The organism is Ruegeria sp. CDSC021 (genome assembly GCF_059610845.1).
Genome location: NZ_JBXWOK010000001.1, coordinates 53,725 through 68,768, shown reverse-complemented (window position 1 = coordinate 68,768; position 15,044 = coordinate 53,725). Strand labels below are relative to the sequence as shown.

The following is a 15,044-nucleotide window of genomic DNA, read 5'->3' as shown; positions in this document are numbered from 1 at the left end:
CCATGCACGTCGTCTTCCGCGAAAGCCACGGGTTAGAGGAAACGGAGACCCCGACCGATCTGGGCCAGAGCCCGGCGGATCTGGTGGTGCTGTCCTTTTCCGACAGTGATCTTGGCGCTTTCGCGGCAGGCTGGCATCGTGGGGGTGGACCCGAAGGCCGGATGCCGACCCTGCGGCTGGCCAATCTAACGGCGCTGAAGCACCCGCTTTCTGTCGACACCTATGTCGAGCAGACGCTGGAGGGCGCCAAAGGCATTCTGATCCGCCTGATCGGTGGCGTGCCCTACTGGTCCTACGGATTGCAGCAGGTTCTGGCACTGGCCCACGCCAAAGGCATCGCTGTGGCAGTCCTGCCGGCGGATGGACGTGAAGATACGCGCCTGGATGACTATTCTACCCTGCCCGTTTCAACCCTGCGGCGGCTGGCGCATCTTTGCGACACAGGCGGTGAGGTCGCAGCGCAGGCTGCGCTGGCGCAAATGGCACTGGCCGCGGGGCTTTATTCTGGCCCAGTGATGGGGGCCAAGACGATCCCGGAATGTGGCGTATGGTGTCCGGATCGCGGTGTGATCCCGGCGGATACCGCATTCGCCGGTGATGCCAAGCGCATCCTCGTGACCTTCTATCGCGCCTATCTGACCTCGGCAGACACTGCCCCGGTCGCGGCCCTGATCCACCGTCTGCGTGCGCGTGGGTTTCAGGCTGTTGGCCTATTTGCGCCGTCGCTCAAAGCCCCTACCGCCGCTGACTGGCTGCGCGAACAGGTCGTAGCGCTGGCCCCCTCGGCAATCATCAACGCCACCTCCTTTTCGGGCAAAGGCGCCTCGGGAACGTCCCCGCTGGACGCCGCCAATGTGCCGGTATTTCAGGTCGCCTTGTCCACCGCACGCCGCAAGGCTTGGGTCGATGCGGAACGCGGGCTGTCCCCCGCCGACCTCGCAATGCATGTGGTCCTGCCCGAGGTGGATGGCCGCATTTCGGCGGGCATCGCTTCGTTCAAGGAACCGGGCAAGCGCGACCCGTATCTGGAATATTCCCGTTTTGCCCACCGCCCCGAGCCGGAACGGGTTGAGGCGATCATAGACCGGGTGGACGGCTGGCTGCGCCTAAGCGACAAACCCAAGCCAGATCAGGTTCCAGCGTTGGTGCTGTCGACTTATCCCGGCAAGGACTGGCAGATGGCCCATGCGGTTGGCCTGGATGCGTTGGCCTCGGCCGAGGCGATGCTGTCCGATCTGCAGGCTGAAGGCTATGATACAGCACCCGGCGAACCGATAGCCGAGACGCTTTTGGATGCGCGACTGGCTTGGCCGCTCGCGGCCTATCAGACCGCGCTGGCAGACTTGCCGGAACAGTTGCAAACGGATCTGCAATCCATTTGGGGCAAGCCTGAGGACGACCCGGTTTTTGCCGATGGTGCGTTCCACTTTACCGCCTTGAACCGGGGCAAGACACTGATCGCGCTGCAACCGGAACGCGGCACGCCCGAGCTGCGCGATGACGACTATCACGATCTTTCGCGCACCCCGCGCCACAGCTATGTTGCCTTCTATCTCTGGCTGCGTAAGGGGCATGGCGCGGACGCGCTGATCCATATCGGCGCGCATGGCACGTTGGAATGGCTGCCAGGCAAATCGGTCGCCCTGTCCCAAAACTGCTGGCCTGAGGCGTTGGTCCGAGATCTGCCGGTGATCTACCCCTTTATCGTGAATGACCCCGGCGAGGCCGCACAGGCCAAGCGCCGGATCGGCGCGGTTACACTGGGCCATATCCCGCCCCCGATGCGAACAAGTGACACGCCGGACCGTATGGTGCGGCTGGAATCCCTGCTGGACGAATTCTCGAACGCCGACGGGCTGGACCCCAAACGCCGCGACCGACTACAAGAAGACATACGGGATGAGGCGCAGGCCATTGGTCTGGAAAGCGATCTGGGTCTGGATCAGGCAACCTGTACCGCCGAAGCGATCACCCGTATCGACCGATTTGTCTGCGACATCAAAGAAAGCCAGTTCGGCGACGGCTTGCACGTCTTTGGCCGCGTCCCCGAAGTGACCGGCAATTTTGATGCCACGCCTTCAGCGCATGCGGAACGTCAATCACTTTTGGACGCACTGGCCGGGAAACGGATCGAGGCTGGCCCGTCTGGCTCACCCTATCGCGGGCGCTCGGACGTGCTGCCGACAGGGCGAAATCTTTACACCACCGATCCGCGTTCGGTTCCAACACGCGCGGCCTATACCCAAGGTGTCAAACTGGCCGAGGAACTAGTGCGACGGCATCTGCAGGAAGAAGGCGATTACCCCAAGGGGCTGATTGTCGACCTCTGGGGCTCGGCCACGATGCGCACTGCGGGTGAAGAATTCGCCATGGCGCTTCACCTACTGGGTGTGAAACCGGTTTGGGACAAGGGGTCGGAGCGGGTTTCCGGTATCGAGGTGCTGCCAATCACTGATCTCAGCCGTCCACGGCTAGACGTGACCTTGCGTGTCTCGGGCCTGTTCCGCGATGTATTCCCGACGCTTTCTGCGCTGTATGGCCAGGCAGTGCGAGCATTGTGTGAACGGGACGAGGCAGCAGACTGGAACCCATATGCCGGGCAGGCACCGGCCGCCCGTGTCTATGGCCCCGCCCCCGGCAGCTATGGCCTGAACATGACGCAGCTATCCGAAATCTATACGGACGAAGCGCGCGCACAGGCCGGTCAGGCTTGGCTGGATGCCAGTTCCTTTGCGCTTGAGGGCGAGCAAATTGCACGGGATGTCGATGGTATTACCCAACGCGTTGCCCACGCCGATAGCTTTGTTCACCTTCAGGACCTGACCGAAACCGATCTGCTGTTGGCCAATGACTATGCCACGCATGAGGCCGGTTTTGCCGCCGCCAAGAAAGTCACTGGCGGTACTGCGCAGCTGTACCATCTGGACAATACCAACCCAGACACCCCCCGCGCCCGAACCCTCTCTGAGGAAATCAGCCGCGTTGTCCACGCGCGCGCGGCTAATCCTGACTGGATCGCAGGAATGCAACGGCACGGATTCCGCGGCGCCGCCGAGATCGCGGCAACGCTGGATCATATGGCAAGCTTTGCCCATCTGTCGGGAACCGTTGCACCGCATCTGTTTGACATCTACCACGATGCCACACTGGGTAACGCCGAGGTTGATGCCTTTCTGCAAGAGAAGAACCCACAGGCGCATCAGGCCATGCAGGACCGGTTCCGTGCTCTGCTCGAGGCTGGCCTGTGGAACACGCGCCGAAACTCGATCCGAGCCGATCTGGAGGGGTTGGGATGAGTGCACCGATCGTTCAGGGCTGGTGCCCCGGCGCCCATCGCCCGATGATGTCGGGGGACGGGTTGGTCGTGCGGGTTCGGCCGCGGCTGGCGCGCCTTGAGGCTGCGCAGATGTTAGGCCTGTGCGAACTTGCCGACCGGTTTGGCAATGGCACAATTGACCTGACCAACCGCGCCAATCTGCAACTGCGCGGTGTGGCCGAGGCCGATCACCAACCTTTGCTAGAAGAACTCGCTGCGCTGAACCTTTTGGATGCGGAACCGGGTATCGAGGTGCGGCGCAATATTCTGGTGACGCCGCTCTACCAATCCGGCGATCTTACCGCACGACTGACGCAGGAACTGATCGACCGGTTGGGTGAATTGCCGTCGCTACCAGCCAAGTTTGGGTTTGCCATCGACACCGGACCAAATCGCCTGTTGGTCGGAGATTCGGCGGATATCCGGCTGGAGACAGGCCCCGACGGGCTGATCCTACGCGCTGATGGGGCCGAAACAGGGCGTCGCGTGACCGAAAAAATCGCCATCGACCACCTGATCGCGCTGGCCGAATGGTTCGCGGATCACCACACTCCCGAGGCCCGGCGCATGGCCCGCGTGGTTGCGTCACAGGATTTGCCGTCAGAATGCCAAGGCAGCGCACCGGGTGATGTTGGCGCTCTGCCTGAACCGGGCATCGTGGAACTGGGTGCGTTTTACGGAGCCGCGTTCGGTCAGTTGCCAGCGCGCGGGCTTGCGGGGCTGATTGAGACCTGCGGTGCCTCTGCGCTGCGGGTCACCCCTTGGCGGCTGCTCCTGATGGAAGGCGGGGCGGCGATACCCGCCCCAGCGTTCGTCACCGATGGCACCGACCCGCTGATGACCACTGACGCCTGCCCCGGCGCCCCGCTCTGCCCGCAGGCGCAGGTGGAGACCCGCGATATCGCCCGCGCGCTGACCTCGCGTATTCCCGGCCACTTGCATGTCTCGGGCTGTGCTAAAGGATGCGCGCGCATGGGACCAGCTGATGTCACCCTGGTCGGCCACGATGGTCGATTTGATCTTGTCAAACAAGGCCGCGCGGGAGATGAGCCAAACCTGCGCGGGTTAAGCCCCGAAACACTTATGACCATGGACTTCTCCTGATGCCCTATGAATACGAAACCGACGGCGCGGCGATCTACAAACAAAGCTTTGCCACCATCCGTTCCGAGGCCGATCTGGCACGGTTCGACGCCGATGAGGAACAGGTCGCCGTTCGGATGATCCACGCGGCAGGTATGGTGGGGTTGGAAGAGTTCGTGCATTTCTCAACCGGTTTTGTGACCTCGGCCCGTGCCGCGTTGGAAGACGGCGCACCGATCCTGTGCGACGCCCGCATGGTCAGCGAGGGTGTGACCCGGTTCCGCCTGCCCGCCGATAACGAGGTGATCTGCACCCTGCACGACGAACGTGTGCGTCCGCTGGCTGCCGAGATGAGCAACACCCGGTCCGCCGCTGCGCTGGAGTTGTGGCGCCCGCATCTGCAAGGCGCCGTGGTGGCCATCGGTAATGCGCCCACCGCCCTGTTCCACCTGCTGAACATGCTGGAAGACCCCGACTGCCCGCGCCCTGCGGCCATCATCGGCTGCCCGGTGGGCTTTGTCGGTGCGGTCGAATCTAAAGACGCTCTGTGGGAGGCGCAGCCAGTGCCGTCCTGCATCGTCAAGGGTCGCCTTGGTGGCAGCGCCATCACGGTCGCCGCGGTCAACGCCATCGCGAGCCGCGCCGAATGAACGCGGGCAAGATATACGGTGTCGGCCTCGGCCCCGGCGATCCGGACCTGATGAGCGTCAGGGCCGACCGCCTACTGCGCACTGCCCGCCACGTGGCCTTTTTCCGCAAACCGGGTCGCAGTGGTCAGGCCCGCAAGATCGTCAATGGCATGATCCCAGAAGGCGCGGTGGAATTCCCGATGGAATACCCCGTGACCACAGAAATTCCATTGAGTGATCCGCGGTACAATGAGCTGCTCTCGGCGTTTTATGAAGATTGTGCCGCGCATCTGAAGACACTGTCGGATCAGGGCGAAGACGTGGTGGTCCTGTGCGAGGGTGATCCGTTCTTCTACGGATCATTCATGCATCTTTACAATCGATTACGTAGCGAGGCTAAAGTTGAAGTCGTGCCTGCGATCACCGGTATGTCCGGCGCGTGGACCGCAACCGGCGACCCCATCACCTGGGGAGACGACGTATTGACCGTGCTGGTCGGCACATTGCCCGAAGACGATCTGGCCCACCGAATGGCCCAAACCGACGCGCTGGTGGTGATGAAGATCGGGCGCAATATCGACAAAGTGAAGCGGGCCCTGAAGACGGCCGGTTTGTATGACCGTGCTTGGATCGTGGAATACGCTCAGATGCCCAATCAACGCGTGTGCAAATTGTCGGAAAATTGCGAGGGGATCACTCCGTATTTCTCGATCATCATCGTTCACGGACAAGGGCGGCGGCCATGAGCGGTTGGGTCAAGATCGCAGGACTCGGGCCAGGAAACGAGGCTTTGGTGACGCCCGAAGTGACCGCTGCGCTGGCTGGGGCGACGGATGTCGTCGGCTACATTCCTTACGTCGCGCGCATCGCCGAACGCCCCGGCCTGACGCTGCATGCCAGCGACAACCGGGTTGAGATCGACCGCTCTCAGCATGCGTTGCAAATGGCGGCCGAAGGGAAGCGCGTAGTGGTCGTATCCTCGGGCGATCCGGGCGTATTTGCCATGGCAGCAGCGGTGTTCGAAGCGCTGGAGAACGGCCCCCGTGAATGGCGCGACCTATCGGTTGAGGTGCTGCCCGGGATCACCGCGATGCTTGCGGCCTCCGCCCGCGCTGGCGCCCCGCTTGGGCATGATTTCTGCACCATCAACCTGAGTGACAACCTCAAACCTTGGCCTCTGATTGAGAAGCGCCTGCGTCTGGCCGCGCAAGCGGATTTCGCGATGGCGTTTTACAACCCGCGCTCGAAATCCCGCCCCGAAGGCTTTGTCAAAACGCTGGAAATCCTGCGCGAAGAATGTGAACCCGAGCGGCTGATCCTGTTCGCCCGCGCTGTCAGCCGGGCGGATGAGGCAATCCGGATTTCAACCTTGGTCGAGGCCACGCCTGATATGGCCGATATGCAGACCGTTGTCATCGTCGGCTCATCGCTGACCCGCGTGATAGAACGCGCCGGTGACCCGATCGTCTATACGCCGAGGTTCACCCCGGAATGAGCCAGCCAGTCCAGAACCTGCGGAACGCTCGACAGTTCCAGCCGCTGCGGCAGGGCTGGACGGTCGATCATCAACACCGGTATGTCCAGCGCCCGCGCGGCGTCCAGCTTGGCGCGCGCGCCGGCGCCGCCCGCGTTCTTGGATACCACCAGTTGCGTGCCGTGGCGCTGCATCAACGCCCGGTCATCAGCCTCGGCAAAGGGTCCGCGCGCCACGACAACCTCGCAATTCGGCAAGGGCAGGACATCGGGTTCATCCACCAGCCGCAACAGGTAATGGTTCTGGGGCTGGCTGACGAAATCTTCGAGATGCATGCGCCCGACCGCAAGAAACACGCGCTGCGGATTACCGGACAAAGCGGCCACCGCTGCGGCGATATCCGGGACGCGCAGCCAGGTGTCACCGGGCTGCGGTGCCCATTCGGGCCGTGTCAGCGCAACAAGTGGAATCTGCGCCGCATGGCAGGCCTCAATCGCGTTACGGCTCATCCCGGCAGCAAACGGGTGGGTCGCGTCGATAACGTGGCTTATGCTGTGGTCATGGATATATTTCACCAGCCCTTCGGCCCCACCGAACCCACCAACACGCACCGGCAGGGCTTGCGGGCGCGGGTTGTCCACGCGTCCTGCATAGGAGTAGGTCGCGGGAATACCCCGGTCGGCAATGGCTTTTGCCAGCGCGTTGGCCTCGGTCGTGCCGCCCAATATCAGGAGGTTGGACATGTCTGAAGCTCCGTGGCTGACCGTTTTGGGTTTGGGCGAAGATGGACTGGATGGCTTGCCCCCCGCAAGCCGTCAAGTGCTGGAACGCGCTGAAATCATCATGGGGCCACCGCGACACCTGTCCTTGGTTCCCGATTTCGGAGCCCAGCAGGTGGAATGGCCTGTGCCCTTTGCCGATGGTCTGCCGATCCTGACCGGTTTTCGCGGGCGATCAACCGTGGTTCTGGCCTCGGGTGATCCGTTCTGGTTCGGCGCCGGATCCGTGATCGCGCGGAATTTCGAAGCCGGGGAATGGGCCGCCCTACCCGGCCAATCCACTTTTTCGCTGGCCGCTGCGCGGTTGGGTTGGCCGCTGGAAAGCACGCAGACATTTGGTCTGCATGCAGCCCCGCTGACCCGCCTGCGCCCCCATCTGGCCCCCGGCCTGCGCGCGATTCTGCTATTGCGCGATGGCAAGGCCGTGACCGAGCTGGCCACCTATCTGACCGACACTGGTTTTGCCGACACACATCTGCACGTGATGGAGGCCTTGGGCGGCCCGCGTGAACGGGCGCGCAGTGTCTCGCTGACCGAGGCGCTGCTGGGTGGGTTCGATCACCCGGTATGCGTCGGGCTCGAGGTTGCTGGCGGCGGGCAGGCCTTGCCGCGCGCCTCTGGCAAGCCGGATGAGATTTTTGAGACCGATGGGCAGATAACCAAACGCCCTATCCGTGCGCTGACCCTATCGGCGCTGGCCCCGCAGCGGGACGAGCATCTGTGGGACATTGGCGGTGGCACCGGGTCAATCAGCATCGAATGGCTGATGTGTGATCCAACGCTCAGCGCCACAACGATCGAACCCCGCGAAGACCGCGCCGAGCGCATTCGCCGAAATGCCGACGCGCTGGGTCAAGACCGGCTGCAAGTCGTGCATGGCACAGCCCCGGATGCGCTGGACGGCCTGCCCCTACCCGATGTCGTTTTCATTGGCGGCGGGCTGAGCAGTGAGCTGTTGCAATGGCTGCATACAACCCTGCCCTCCGGCACGCGGCTGGTGGCCAACGCGGTGACGCTGGAGAGCGAAGCGCTGCTGGCGCAATGGCAGGATAAGCTGGGCGGTGAGCTGCTGCGGATCGAATTGGCACAGGCTTCGGCCCTGGGGCCACGGCGCGGTTGGAAATCGGCCTATCCGGTGGTGCAATGGAGCGTCACGTTATGATCGTCGCAGGCATCGGATTTTCCTCGACCGCTACGCTGGACAGCCTGCGCGCCGCCTATGATCAGGCGAGTGCCGGCCACGCTGTGGACGCGCTGGCCACAGTTGCCGACAAGGAAGGTCACGCCGCGCTGACAGATTTTGCCTCGACCATTGCCCTGCCGCTGCATTTCATTGCCCCCGCCGATCTGGCCGGGCAGCGCACCCTCACCTGCTCGACCCGCAGCCGCGCCACCTATGGCACCGGCAGCGTTGCCGAAGCGACCGCCCTTGCCGCCGCCGGACCTGGTGCGCGGCTGATCTCACCCCGACAGATTTCAGACGACCGGCTGGCCACCTGCGCCATCGCCATCGGAGGACAGACATGACCGTTCATTTCATTGGCGCCGGACCGGGCGCCGCCGACCTGCTGACCCTGCGCGGGCGCGATATCATCGCCGCTTGCCCGGTCTGCCTGTATGCGGGTTCGCTGGTGCCAGAGGAAATTCTGGACCATTGCCCCGACGACGCCAAGATCGTGAACACGGCGGCGATGGATCTGGACCAGATCATGGCCGAAATCGCAACCGCACATCAGGCCGGTCTGGATGTTGCGCGACTGCATTCCGGCGACCTGTCGGTCTGGTCCGCGATGGGCGAGCAGATCCGCCGCTTGAAAGAGCTGGGCATCCCGGTCAGCGTGACCCCTGGCGTGCCGTCTTTTGCCGCTGCGGCCGCATCACTGGGCACGGAACTGACCCTGCCCGGACTTGCGCAATCAGTGGTCCTGACCCGGACACCGGGACGCGCATCGTCGATGCCCGAGGGCGAGACGTTGGCGAATTTTGCCCGTACCGGGGCGACGCTGGCCATCCACCTGTCGATCGGCAATCTGGGTACGGTGATCGCCGATCTGACACCTGCCTATGGGGCCGACTGCCCAGTGGCCGTTGTCTATCGTGCCAGCTGGCCCGATGAGCGGATCATCCGTGCGACGCTGGCAACCCTAAAAGACGCGTTGGACGAGAGCATCTCGCGCACTGCGCTGATCATGGTTGGCCCGGCACTGGCTGGTGAAGGATTCGACGAAAGCTGCCTGTATTCAAAGGATTACGACCGCCGGTATCGCCCGCAAAGCGCGGACAGCCCTTGGTCAAGCTGGAGCCATGGTGATGACTAACCCTCCGGGTATTCTGATTTCGGCACCGTCTTCGGGGACTGGCAAGACCACCGTGATGCTGGGCCTGCTGCGTGCGCTGGCCGAGGATGGCCTGACCGTCCAACCATTCAAAAGCGGCCCTGACTATATCGACCCGGCCTTTCACCGGGCGGCGGCTGGGCGCGCCTCGTTCAATCTGGACAGCTGGGCGATGGGTGATCCTCTGCTGAACGCAATATCGGCACAGGCTGACGGCGCGGATATCGTCGTAGCCGAAGGATCGATGGGTCTGTTCGACGGTGTCGCCAAACCTGGTGAGATTGGCCATGGATCTAGCGCGGAAACCGCGCAGCGTATGGGCTGGCCTGTGGTGTTGGTTCTGGATGTCGGCGGTCAGGCGCAATCAGCTGCAGCCACGGCGCTGGGGTTTCGGATGTACAACCCCGACCTGCCCTTTGCCGGGGTAATTTTGAACCGCTGCGCCAGCCCGCGCCACGAGCGTCTGACCCGGTTGGGTATGGAACGTGCAGGCCTGCCGGTTCTGGGCGTTCTGCCACGGCGCGGAGACCTGACACTTCCCGAGCGTCACTTAGGTTTGATCCAGGCGGTGGAACATCCCGATCTGGAAAGCGCCATTGTCGGCTATGCTGCGTTCCTGCGTGAACATGTCGATCTGGAGGCGATCAAGCGGGCGGCTTCCTCAAGCCCAGATAGGCCATCGTCAGCCGTGCTGCCGCGCCCTCCGGCGCAGCGGATCGCACTGGCCCGGGATGCTGCGTTTTCGTTCACCTATCCGCATTTGCTGGAAGGCTGGCGCGCGGCGGGTGCAGAAATCCTACCGTTTTCACCACTGGCGAATGAAGCCCCTGCCCCGGATGCCGATCTGGTCTGGCTGCCGGGTGGGTATCCCGAGTTGCACGCAGGCACATTGGCCGCCGCCAACACCTTCCAGACTGGGCTGCGCAAACATGCCGAGACAAGACCTGTGCATGGCGAATGCGGGGGCTACATGGCGCTGGGTCAGGCGTTGATCGACAAAGAGGGTGCCCGGCACGAAATGGCGGGCCTTCTGGGCCTTGTGACCTCCTATGAAAAGCGCAAGTTCAACCTGGGTTATCGCAAGGCGGAATTACTGGCCCCAATGGCCGGATTTGCCGAAGGCACAGCGCTACGCGGGCATGAGTTCCACTATTCCTCGATCATCGAACAGCCTGACGCCCCGCTCGCGCGCGTGTTCGACGCCGAAGGCGCGGAAGGCCCGCAAACCGGATCGGTGCGAGACAATGTCACCGGGACATTCTTTCATCTGATCGCCGAGGCCTCGGCATGAGTGGTTTTGTGTCCTTCATCGGTTCAGGCCCCGGCGACCCGGAATTGCTGACGCTGAAGGCGGTAGACAGGATGCAGAAAGCTGATGCGGTGCTGTTTGACGACCTCAGCAGCGGCCCGATCCTGAGCCACGCGCGTGAGGATGCCGATCTGGTTGGGGTCGGCAAACGCGCCGGGCGCCCCTCACCCAAGCAGGATCATGTCAGCCGCTTGTTGGTCGAATATGCACAAACCGGTCAGCATGTCGTGCGGCTGAAATCCGGTGATGGCGGCATGTTCGGCCGGCTTGAAGAAGAACTGGTGGCCCTGCAAGAGGCCGGGATCGACTATGAAATCATCCCCGGCATCCCCTCGGCGGTAGCGGCGGCGGCAGCGGCGGGCATTCCGCTGACCCGGCGACTGACCGCGCGGCGTGTCCAGTTCGTCACCGGCCACGATGTCAGCGGCAAACTGCCCGAAGATCTGAACCTGGCAGCTCTGGCTGATCCACAGGCTACGACCGTCGTGTTTATGGGCAAGCGCACCTTTCCCCTCTTGGTCGGGGCCTTACATTCCCACGGCCTTTCGCTGGATACACCTGCTTTGATGGCCGAATCCGTCTCGACCCCCGATCAAAAACTGCAACGCTCGACCATCGGCGCCTTATCGCAGCAGTTGGAAACCGAGATCGGCACCGCCCCGGCCCTGATCCTGTATGGACCTCTGGCTGAGTTCGAAAATGATTGACCTGACGCTGATCGGAATTGGCACCGGCAACCCGGATCATGTGACATTTCAAGGGGCGCAGGCGATCCGTTCGGCGGACCTGATCCTGATCCCCCGCAAGGGCGAAAACAAGGCCGATCTGGCAGGGCTGCGCGAGCAGATCATCGCTCAGGTCGCGGATACTCCTCCGCAAATCGCGTATTTCGACATTCCCAAACGCCGTGCCGATGATGGCTATTTACGCGGAGTGGACGAATGGCACGACGCGATTGCATTGCGCTGGCACGAAGCCATCGCAGCCCACCCGAAGGCCCGCCATGTGGCGCTGCTGATCTGGGGGGATCCGTCTCTGTATGACAGTTCACTGCGAATCGCGGCACGTTTGACCCTTCAGCCAGAAACACGGGTGATTCCCGGCATCACAGCGCTGCAAGCGCTGACGGCGGCCCATGCGATTCCGATCAACGAACTGGGCGCGCCCTATATCGTAACAACTGGTCGTCGCATCCGGGACGAAGGATGGCCGGAAACCGCAGAAAACGTGGCGGTGATGCTGGATGGCGAATGTTCATTCCAAAACCTGGACATGCAAGACTTGGACATTTGGTGGGGCGCATATGTCGGCATGAAAGAGGAAATCCTGATCAAAGGCCCTTTGGCCGAGGTTGCGCAGCAGATTCTGGACCGCCGCGCCCTTGCCCGTGCCGACCATGGTTGGATCATGGATATTTATTTGCTGAAAAAGCGCATAATCTGACACAATACGTCGCAAATGATGATTGCACCGCCACAGCTATAGCGGCTAAATGGGGGTGTCTGGTCCTGCCGGAGAAATCCGGATGCTAAGAGGGAATTTGGTGCGACTGCCTCGGTGGTCAACTCCAAAGCCGCCCCCGCGACTGTAAGCGGAGAGCCCCTGTTCAACCAGCCACTCCCGGTTCTCCGGGGGGAAGGCGAACAGAGGCATCGACCCGCAAGCCAGGAGACCTGCCAGGCGCAAAAACGAAACACCGGCCGTCGGGTGCGGCGGCAGAGGAGAATACAAAATGGCAACACAAACGAAAACAGCATCCGCCGCGCGTACAGGCTTTGTTCCGGTCATGTTTGCAGTGGTTCTGGGTCTGGGCCTCATCACGCTGACCGGTCACGTTCAGGCAGCGGCCCTGCATGATGCAGCGCATGACGTGCGTCACGCGACCGGCTTCCCCTGCCACTAAGACCGTGTTCAGTCGTATATTGACCAGCGCGTTGTTCGCTGGTGCTGCAGCGGGGCTGATTGCCGCCTTGCTGCAGTTGGTATTTGTGCAACCAGTATTGTTGCATGCCGAGCTTTATGAATCCGGAGAGCTGGTGCATTTCGGGGGCGAGACCGTATCGGCTCATCCCGAGCTGCCGCGCATGTTCTCTGAACTGACGCGTGATGCGCTGAGTGTCATCTTTACCATGCTGACCTATACCGGCTATGCGCTGGTGATGGTTGCGCTGATGTCGGTAGCCGAAGGTCAAGGGCATCAGATTGATGGCCGGACCGGCGTTCTTTGGGGGTTGGCCGGATTTATCGCCTTCCACCTTGCACCAGGTTTCACCCTGGCGCCCGAAGTGCCGGGTGTCGCAGCAGCCGATGTCTATGCACGTCAGGTCTGGTGGTTCGCAACGGTTGCAGCAGCCCTTGTCGCCATGTGGTTGATCGCCTTTGGAGGTAACCTGATCAGCTATGTGATCGCTGCGGTACTTCTGTTGGTGCCACATCTTATCGGTGCACCCGAGCCCGATGTTTTCACCGGCCCTGTGCCGACTGAAATTGGCGCATTGTTCGCCGCACGAGCTTTTGGAATCGGTCTGGTTGCATGGGTTCTGGTTGGCGCGTTCGCTGGCTATTTCTGGCAGAAAGAAGCGCAACCTTCCGAAGCAACGGCCTGATCGCACTTCGAATGAACGCGCCGGGTGTAAACTTGGCGCGTTTCCCTATGTTTTCAAGGAAATACAATGACCCGTTCACTTGCTCTATTCGTGATCGGTCTGGTCTTTGGCGGCGGTGCAGGATTTGTAATTGCTGCTGCAAATGGCGTCACATTTGATGGCCACGACCATTCTGATCCGTCTCTTCACGGAGCCTCACACACTGAGACCATGGCCCACGATCATTCCACGGCCCTGAACCTACCGGCAGGCGCAGATGCACCTACACTGGACATCGCTCTGACACAGGATCCTATGTCTGGCTGGAACCTGCATGTCATGCCAAAAAACTTTACCTTCGCACCGCAGAACGCATCGACCGCAGACATGGCAGGCGAAGGGCACGCGCATGTTTACATCAACGGAGAAAAGCTCGCCCGGCTTTACGGCAGTTGGATGCATCTTGATCAGTTGCCCAAAGGCGAGGTCGAGGTTTCGGTTTCACTGAATTCCAACAGCCATAGCCCGCTTTCGGTCGATAACGTGCCGGTTCGTGCTGCGGTTACGGTTCAGGTCGACTAAAGCGCCGGAATACGCGCACGCAAACACATCCGAAGCCGCCCGCAGGGTCGGGCGTCTTCAATCCAGCCCTGCGGGCTGTTCAGGTAAGTACGGCAAGTTTCAGCGATATCCGCGGCATCCGCCACCACATCGACACCCGAAAACACATAAGATGCGCGCCCCTGCGCCTGTATAGCCAGCGCCGTGGGTTCCGCGCAGCCGCTGAAACAGGCGTGTTCGCTCACTTCGACCTGATCCGTAAATCCGGCCCTTTTCAGTGCGTCCTGCACAGCCTGCACCTCGGCCGCCCGATCACGTGCGGTGCCACAGGTTTTGCAGATCATCAGGCGCATCCGATCCAGACCTTTCCCTTCGTCCTGCGCCCGTTTCTGCGGCTTTAAGCGGCGCGGCGCAATCCCGAATGCGCACAAGATTGTGAGTGCGACGTTCTCACATTTCTGGCAGGATTCCTGCAGACACCTTAAAAGGAGGCCTCTGGATGAAACTGCTTTGGACTGTCTTCGCCCTGCTGGCTCTGCCCGCCTGGGCCGACGAACCGCTCTCGGGATGGGCCGTGTATCCAACGGGCAAAAGCTATGATGAATTGGTCTCGGACACCAAATCGGCGGTTAAGGCAAACGGTCTGATCGTTGTCACGCAGGCCGGCCCCACCAAAGCCGCCGCCGCGCGGGGGATTACAATCCCAGGCAATCTGGTGATCGGCGCCTTCAACAATGACTATGCGGTGCGCGTGCTGGAAACCTCGGTGCGCGCAATGATCGAAGCACCGATCCGGTTTTACGTGACTGAAAACGAGGACGGTACCGCCACCCTGTCCTATAAAACGCCCAGCTTTGTATTCGCGCCCTATATCTATGAGGGAGGAGACCCCCTGAGGGACATTGCCCAGGAATTGGATGACACCTTTCAGATCGTGGCCGAAGCCGCTGTCAAATAGTCACACTGGCGTGA

The 15,044-nt window shown here is 61.9% G+C and carries 17 protein-coding genes and 1 riboswitch; of the genes, 15 read left to right on the top strand and 2 right to left on the bottom strand.

Annotated features, from left to right (window positions below; genetic code table 11):
- Positions 1-2 precede the first annotated feature (2 nt).
- The 5 genes from cobN to cobJ are packed head-to-tail and all read left to right on the top strand — an operon-like array spanning position 3 to position 6,523.
- On the top strand, positions 3-3,296 hold the full coding sequence (cobN, locus tag AC2FGB_RS00330; RefSeq protein ID WP_281994385.1) for a cobaltochelatase subunit CobN: 3,294 nt from the start codon (positions 3-5) through the stop codon (positions 3,294-3,296).
- Positions 3,293-4,420, top strand: coding sequence for a precorrin-3B synthase (gene cobG / locus AC2FGB_RS00325; protein WP_496693356.1), 1,128 nt, complete (start codon positions 3,293-3,295; stop codon positions 4,418-4,420). The genes cobN and cobG overlap by 4 nt, the downstream gene beginning before the upstream one ends.
- On the top strand, positions 4,420-5,049 hold the full coding sequence (locus AC2FGB_RS00320) for a precorrin-8X methylmutase (RefSeq protein ID WP_496693355.1): 630 nt from the start codon (positions 4,420-4,422) through the stop codon (positions 5,047-5,049). The genes cobG and AC2FGB_RS00320 overlap by 1 nt, the downstream gene beginning before the upstream one ends.
- Positions 5,046-5,774: a precorrin-2 C(20)-methyltransferase gene (locus AC2FGB_RS00315; protein WP_496688603.1), complete on the top strand. Its 729-nt coding sequence runs from the start codon at positions 5,046-5,048 to the stop codon at positions 5,772-5,774. The genes AC2FGB_RS00320 and AC2FGB_RS00315 overlap by 4 nt, the downstream gene beginning before the upstream one ends.
- The gene (cobJ, locus tag AC2FGB_RS00310) at positions 5,771-6,523 is read left to right on the top strand and encodes a precorrin-3B C(17)-methyltransferase (RefSeq protein WP_271947958.1); all 753 of its coding nucleotides are present in this window, start codon (positions 5,771-5,773) and stop codon (positions 6,521-6,523) included. Before AC2FGB_RS00315 ends, cobJ begins: the two co-directional genes overlap by 4 nt.
- On the opposite strand, the gene AC2FGB_RS00305 is transcribed toward cobJ, so the two are convergent.
- Positions 6,496-7,245, bottom strand: coding sequence for a cobalt-precorrin-6A reductase (locus tag AC2FGB_RS00305; RefSeq protein ID WP_271947960.1), 750 nt, complete (start codon positions 7,243-7,245; stop codon positions 6,496-6,498). The genes cobJ and AC2FGB_RS00305 overlap by 28 nt on opposite strands.
- Between AC2FGB_RS00305 and cbiE the strand changes: the two genes are divergently transcribed.
- The 9 genes from cbiE to AC2FGB_RS00260 all read left to right on the top strand — a co-directional run bounded on the left by cbiE (position 7,244) and on the right by AC2FGB_RS00260 (position 14,093).
- Positions 7,244-8,443, top strand: coding sequence for a precorrin-6y C5,15-methyltransferase (decarboxylating) subunit CbiE (gene cbiE / locus AC2FGB_RS00300; RefSeq protein ID WP_281994383.1), 1,200 nt, complete (start codon positions 7,244-7,246; stop codon positions 8,441-8,443). The genes AC2FGB_RS00305 and cbiE overlap by 2 nt on opposite strands.
- Entirely contained in the window at positions 8,440-8,808 is a 369-nt protein-coding gene (locus AC2FGB_RS00295) for a cobalamin biosynthesis protein (protein WP_271948085.1), read from the top strand. The genes cbiE and AC2FGB_RS00295 overlap by 4 nt, the downstream gene beginning before the upstream one ends.
- Positions 8,805-9,599, top strand: coding sequence for a precorrin-4 C(11)-methyltransferase (gene cobM, locus AC2FGB_RS00290; RefSeq protein ID WP_271947964.1), 795 nt, complete (start codon positions 8,805-8,807; stop codon positions 9,597-9,599). Before AC2FGB_RS00295 ends, cobM begins: the two co-directional genes overlap by 4 nt.
- A complete protein-coding gene (locus AC2FGB_RS00285; RefSeq protein ID WP_496693354.1) occupies positions 9,586-10,908 on the top strand; it encodes a cobyrinic acid a,c-diamide synthase CobB in 1,323 nt (440 codons plus the stop codon). Before cobM ends, AC2FGB_RS00285 begins: the two co-directional genes overlap by 14 nt.
- On the top strand, positions 10,905-11,633 hold the full coding sequence (gene cobA / locus AC2FGB_RS00280) for a uroporphyrinogen-III C-methyltransferase (protein WP_496693353.1): 729 nt from the start codon (positions 10,905-10,907) through the stop codon (positions 11,631-11,633). The genes AC2FGB_RS00285 and cobA overlap by 4 nt, the downstream gene beginning before the upstream one ends.
- Positions 11,626-12,369 (top strand): precorrin-6A synthase (deacetylating), encoded by a 744-nt coding sequence (cobF, locus tag AC2FGB_RS00275; protein ID WP_496693352.1) that lies wholly within the window; start codon positions 11,626-11,628, stop codon positions 12,367-12,369. The genes cobA and cobF overlap by 8 nt, the downstream gene beginning before the upstream one ends.
- Positions 12,370-12,412: 43 nt before the next feature.
- A riboswitch (cobalamin riboswitch) is annotated at positions 12,413-12,621 on the top strand.
- 37 nt (positions 12,622-12,658) lie between these two features.
- Positions 12,659-12,829, top strand: a complete 171-nt coding sequence (locus AC2FGB_RS00270) for a CbtB domain-containing protein (protein WP_142632876.1) — start codon at positions 12,659-12,661, stop codon at positions 12,827-12,829.
- 4 nt (positions 12,830-12,833) lie between these two features.
- Positions 12,834-13,532, top strand: a complete 699-nt coding sequence (locus AC2FGB_RS00265; RefSeq protein WP_142632874.1) for a CbtA family protein — start codon at positions 12,834-12,836, stop codon at positions 13,530-13,532.
- A gap of 66 nt (positions 13,533-13,598) precedes the next feature.
- Positions 13,599-14,093, top strand: a complete 495-nt coding sequence (locus AC2FGB_RS00260; protein ID WP_496688610.1) for a hypothetical protein — start codon at positions 13,599-13,601, stop codon at positions 14,091-14,093.
- Here AC2FGB_RS00260 and AC2FGB_RS00255 read toward each other — a convergent pair.
- Positions 14,090-14,503 (bottom strand): DUF1636 family protein, encoded by a 414-nt coding sequence (locus AC2FGB_RS00255; protein ID WP_496688612.1) that lies wholly within the window; start codon positions 14,501-14,503, stop codon positions 14,090-14,092. The genes AC2FGB_RS00260 and AC2FGB_RS00255 overlap by 4 nt on opposite strands.
- A gap of 68 nt (positions 14,504-14,571) precedes the next feature.
- Here AC2FGB_RS00255 and AC2FGB_RS00250 point away from each other — a divergent pair, with 68 nt between their 5' ends.
- Positions 14,572-15,030: a DUF302 domain-containing protein gene (locus tag AC2FGB_RS00250; RefSeq protein ID WP_271947979.1), complete on the top strand. Its 459-nt coding sequence runs from the start codon at positions 14,572-14,574 to the stop codon at positions 15,028-15,030.
- Positions 15,031-15,044: the final 14 nt, after the last annotated feature.